This is a genomic window from Thermomicrobiales bacterium, assembly GCA_023954495.1.
In the GTDB taxonomy this organism is placed as follows: Bacteria; Chloroflexota; Chloroflexia; order Thermomicrobiales; family CFX8; genus JAMLIA01.
The window spans coordinates 1-5214 of record JAMLIA010000127.1 but is presented as its reverse complement, the minus strand read 5'-3'; the positions used below and the strand labels follow the sequence as shown (position 1 = coordinate 5214).

Genomic DNA, 5214 nt, shown 5'->3' with positions numbered 1-5214 from the left:
GGCCAGCCCGAACCGGCGACAAGCATGGCTCCGAGCGTCGTGATCAGCAGCAGTAGCATGATGCCTGGCTTCGTCACCCGGAAGTAGTCGCGCAATACTTCCCGCGTCGTGTGATCCGTCGCTTCCGTGTGGACAATGCTGGGCGCCGTGAGCAGGGCTACCCGAACGAGCAGCGCCCACGAAATCCCGGCGACTGCAAAGTGCAGGGTCTCGACGGATGAAGCTGCGACACCCGACGCGCTCAACGCGCCGATCGCAACTTCGGCACCGAACACGGCAGCGAGCGCGGTGAGCAATGGAGTAGCGATGCGATGGCGCAGGCCGGTCACGAGCATTAGCGCCAGCAGCACGAGCGCGCTGCCAACGAGTACCTGATGGGCGACCTGCCCGGAGATCTGACCCGTCAGCGGTTCCGACATGGAGATGCCGCAGACCGGCCAGCCATCACAGGCGGGTGAGCCGCTCGTTGCAGCAAGGTACGCGCCAGATACGAGAACCGCGAAGACAGCGCCGATTGTTCCCAGCAGTAGTGGCCGGAACCACGTCCCGGCAGTTGCAGATTGCAGGCGGGTCAGACCGGCGGCCGGGACCATTGGTTGGACGAGTGCCAGCGCGCAAGCCAGCAGCAATGCGGTCGCGCCGAGATGCACGGTCGCGGCCCAGATGGCTGCCGTTCCGTTTGCCGGAACAAAGAGCGCACCGATCTGTACGGCGATCAATGCGATCGCGATCGACGAGATCGTGTGCACGCGTGCGTCGGTTCGCAACACGCGACTGACTGCCACGAGGCCGATGGTGATGAAAGCGATGAGCGCTGAAACTCCCAGGTGCAATGCGCCAACAGGCCCGGCAGATCGGGTCAGATAGCTCCAGCCTGAGCAATCACCCCAGGCAAGGCAGGCCGCATCAATGCTGGTCTGGTGAATGCCCGACACGACAATCAGGACGAGCGCCAATATCGCCAGCACGGCCGCAAGCCGAGAGAGCTGAAGGCGTGCTTTTGCCTCTGTCACCTCTGGATCCCCCACCAACCTGTGAATCTCAGCACGGCCCGCAACTCCGCGCGCAATAAATCTTCTGCGCGCGGAACATCACAATGCGGGCCAATTTACATCACCGATGCGAGGAGCTTCTTATCCCGCTCGGCGATCTGAGTCAGTACATCACCAATTGACCCGGCAGCGGAAAATCCCGGTCGGGCTGCGTTAATATCTTCGTCCGACATTTCGCGGACTGTCGCGAGGATAGCCTCACGCGCCGTCCCGAACTCTGACAGCAGAACCCGCACGTTGCTCGGATTCGCTGATGGCGGTGGAGCAGGGATCGCGGCTTCGCCAGATCCGTCTCCGAGCGCCATCAGCTTGATCATCTGTGACGAGCGGATCTCGGATTCTCGCAGCGCGGTAATCGCCTCCACCACGCTGGCGGCGTTGCCGGACGTAGAGTCGAGCGGTCGGATTTTCATATTGAGATTTCGATACGTGTCAATAAGGCTTGCGATCACATCGGAGTTCGCCAACTGCATCCCTCTCAGTTCTGGTGTCTCCGGGCATGATCGACAGCCCGGGTCGTCAGTCCCCCACTACCGGATTGTACGAGCGGCAGGAAATCTGAGCAACAGTATCGGGAGCGACGGACGCCTATGGTAGGATAACGGGCGCGCCGCCAGGTACGAAATGTGACACCTTTCGGCGTCAGTCCGATCAGTCAAGAGCACCGTGAGGAGCTGGACGAGCATGGCGTCGAGACGGCAAACGCCGCTGCGTTGCCCGATCTGTCAGGGCAACCTGACGAACACTCAGATCATTCCGCTCGGCGCGGTCACTGCTGACCTGCCGTGGGAGCTTCACGCCGGGCATTGCCCGGAGCATGGCTGGTTTCAGTGTGAGGTGATTTCACGACCGCCGCGCGAGATCTTTCCTGTGTCTCGTCCGGGGGGTACAACGCGCTCGTTTTCGATTGATGGCGTGACCGCCTACGCGTTCCCAACGGTCTGGAACTCGCAGGTAACCCCGACACGTGTCGATCCATATGACGAGCGATACTGGGAAGTTGACTGGTCGCGATTGCCGGAAGGTACTGTCAGTATCTGACAGGCGACCCGATTAGCGTTCCGGAATCCCCGACATCGACCTGATCATGCCGACCGGCGAGGATAAAGCGTTGGTGAACGGTGCTGGCTCCGGTGGTGGGCCACAAGGTGATGCAGGTTCACGACCGTCGTTGACGCCGGCGTCGCTTCTGATCGTCCTGCTCATCTTCTATCTCGTCGTTCAGATTCAGACAATCGTATTCCTGCTGCTGTTTGCAGTGCTCTTCGCCACCGTCATTGAACGCCCGGTCCTGAAGCTTGAGGCGCGCGGCATGCCGCGTGCCGCCGGGATCCTCACGGTCTACGTCGTGATCCTGCTCGCGCTCGTTCTGCTTGGGTTTATCTTCGTGCCTCTCATCACGGCTGAGGCCCGCTCGTTCTCGCAGGAAGCACCGAACCTGATCCAGAATCTGGCAGATGAATGGCGCACCAGCGACAATCGCTTCCTGGCGCGAACCGGCTATCGGTTCCTGACGCAACTGAAGTTCCGACTCGACAACCCACCACCGCCGACCGGCGGGACGGCGATCGGCCTGGTAACCGGCATTGGCGCGGTGATCTTCGGGCTGGTGGCGACGTTTGTCATCGGCTTCTACTACTTAATGGAGAAACATCTCGTCAAGCGGCTGTTGCTCCAGAACATGCGCGAAGAGACACGCGATCGGGTCAACACCGTCTGGTACGACGTCGAAGCCAAGGTTGGCGATTGGTTGCGAGGGCAACTGACGCTCTGTGTCATCATCGGTTTCGCTTCCGGCATTGGCTACGGTCTGATGGGGCTGCGCTTCTGGTTGCTGTTGGCGCTGTTTGCAGGTATCACCGAAATGGTGCCGGTGATCGGCCCATGGATCGGCGGCATCCCCGCGTTTGCCATTGCGATGCTCGATTCGTGGCAGAAGGCGATCATCGTTGCAGTCTTCATCGTGCTGTTGCAGTTCACAGAGAATAGCATTCTGGTACCGCGCATCATGCGCGGAGCTATTGGGCTATCGCCCTTAACGGTCTTTCTTGCCGTGCTGGCAGGTGGTCAGTTTATGGGGCCATTGGGCGCGTTGCTTGCGATACCGTTTGCTGCGGCGATACAGGTGATCATCGAGGACGCATTGCGTGTTCGTCGGGCGCGCACTATCCTCGCGCCTTCGGTACCCGTCGCGCCGCCACCACATGGCTCAAACTGGCGCAATGTGCTCACGCAGTTCCTCGGCGATGCCGAACACAGGCATCCTCGCGTACCTGCTGATCCGTCCGAGCCACCACCAGCACCGGAGCAGCGCGACGACCGAATCGATTCGTACCAACCGCCTGGAGAATGACGTGCCCGAACTCCCCGAAGTCGATGTAGCTCGGCGCGGAATCGCGGAGCAGCTTCTGCATGACCCGATTGTCGGCATCGATCTACGCCTGCCGAAGTTGATCGTTGCTGCCGATGGTCCTGGACTCGATCAGATAGCCGGGCGTTCGTTCGACAGGGTCGACCGCCACGGGAAGTACCTGCCGATTATCGTGGGTGATATCGCGATGGTCGTCCATCTGAAGTTGAGCGGGCAGATCGTCGCACGAGGTCCGTCGATTCCGGGCTTCAACGCCGGGCATCCTGTTCCGGCCTATGGTGCTGAGCTGCCGCACAAGTCAACGCATCTGATTCTGGATTTCGCGAGTGGCTCGCAACTCTACCTGACCGACATTCGACACTTTGCGCGCGTCCAGCTGATGCCGGCAGATGAGCTTGAGGACTACATGACGCGCTTGCGGCTCGGGCCGGACGCCGTGTCAGACGCATTTACCCGCGAGTGGTTCCGGACAGCCATCGCCAGGCGATCGCAAGCGCGGCTGAAGCCGTTGTTGCTGGACCAGACGTTTGTGGCAGGACTCGGCAACATCTACGTTGATGAAGCGCTGCATCGCGCGCGGCTTCATCCCGAGCGCCTGGCCCGTGATCTCGCGCCCGAGGAGATCGATCGCCTGTACGACGCGATTGGTGCGATCCTGGCTATCGCCATGCCCATTGGCGGTGCTCACATCCTGAACGGCAAAGCAGTCCTGGAGCGGGGCGAGTTCCCGTTTGCGCACGGACGCAAGGGCGTCGAGTGCCTGAACTGTGGAACGCCAATCATCAAGGAGCGAGTCAGCGGTCGCGGCACCTACCGCTGTCCGGTGTGCCAGCCGGAGCCGGTGCACGGCTGATCCGAGCGGCAGCGGGCCGCGTCACTTCAACGCGGCCCGCTGAGCGACAAACGCTACTTCGCCACCGCTTCGCTCACGAGTTTCCCGAGGATGTTGATGCCCTGTTCGATCTGCTCGTCGTCGGCAAACGAGTAGGCGAGCCGCAGTGTGTTTGCTCCCGCTCCGTGGAAATGGCAGGCGGGGCCCGGCAGAAACTCTACGTTCTGTGCGGATGCGGCAGCCTGAATCTCGCCGACGGTGATGCCATCCGGCAACGTGAGCCAGACGAAGAATCCGCCTTCGGGCGTCGTCCAGGTGGTGCCTTCCGGCATCGTTCGCCCGAGCGCGTCCAGCATGATGTCGCGTCGGCCGCGATACAGGTTCTTCAGCTCGGTGATGTGTTCCTGCAGCGTGCCGTTGGCACAGAACTCGGCCGCCACATAGCCGGCGAAAGGACTCGTGCCGCCTTCAAGCTTCATGCCGGCAAGGCGCTGGATCACGCCCGCATCGGCAACGACCCAGCCGAGGCGAACCCCGGCGGCCATGATCTTCGAGAACGTGCCCAGGTACATCACCGAACCATCGCCGGCCAGCGAGTACAGCGTCGGCACACGGTTGCCGGAATAGCGCAGATCGAAGTAGGCATCGTCCTCGACAATGGCAACGCCGTGCTCGCGGCAAAGCGCGACGATCTCCCTGCGCCGTTCCAGCGTCGTGGTGACGCCGGTTGGATTCTGGAAATTCGGGATCGTGTACAGCAGCTTGGCACGCTTGCCTGCGGCACGAATGTCTTCCAGCTCGCGGCGCAGTGTGTCGACATCGGTGCCTTCGTCGGTGATCGGGATCGGGCGGATGTCGGCCTGTGCGACCGTGAAGTTCCGCACCGCCCCCGACCACGTCGGCTGCTCGCTGAGGATGATGTCGCCCGGGTCGACCAGCATGTCGACGATCAGCGCCAA

6 protein-coding genes are annotated in these 5214 nt (G+C 61.7%); 3 read left to right on the top strand and 3 right to left on the bottom strand.

Annotated features, from left to right (window positions below):
- Both M9890_15285 and M9890_15280 read right to left on the bottom strand, forming a co-directional pair.
- Positions 1-1013 (bottom strand): hypothetical protein (locus M9890_15285; protein MCO5178317.1); only part of this gene is annotated, 1013 nt, incomplete at its 3' end.
- 95 nt (positions 1014-1108) lie between these two features.
- On the bottom strand, positions 1109-1465 hold the full coding sequence (locus tag M9890_15280) for a hypothetical protein (protein ID MCO5178316.1): 357 nt from the start codon (positions 1463-1465) through the stop codon (positions 1109-1111).
- A 271-nt stretch (positions 1466-1736) separates the two neighbouring features.
- On the opposite strand from M9890_15280, the gene M9890_15275 reads away from it, so the two are divergent.
- The 3 genes from M9890_15275 (at position 1737) to M9890_15265 (ending at position 4276) form a co-directional block, all read left to right on the top strand.
- On the top strand, positions 1737-2093 hold the full coding sequence (locus M9890_15275; GenBank protein ID MCO5178315.1) for a hypothetical protein: 357 nt from the start codon (positions 1737-1739) through the stop codon (positions 2091-2093).
- Between the two features lie 73 nt (positions 2094-2166).
- On the top strand, positions 2167-3405 hold the full coding sequence (locus M9890_15270) for an AI-2E family transporter (protein ID MCO5178314.1): 1239 nt from the start codon (positions 2167-2169) through the stop codon (positions 3403-3405).
- 1 nt (position 3406) lies between these two features.
- Positions 3407-4276, top strand: coding sequence for a hypothetical protein (locus M9890_15265; GenBank protein MCO5178313.1), 870 nt, complete (start codon positions 3407-3409; stop codon positions 4274-4276).
- A gap of 53 nt (positions 4277-4329) precedes the next feature.
- On the opposite strand, the gene M9890_15260 is transcribed toward M9890_15265, so the two are convergent.
- Positions 4330-5214, bottom strand: an 885-nt coding sequence (locus tag M9890_15260) for a PLP-dependent aminotransferase family protein (protein MCO5178312.1), incomplete at its 5' end; no start/stop codon positions are given.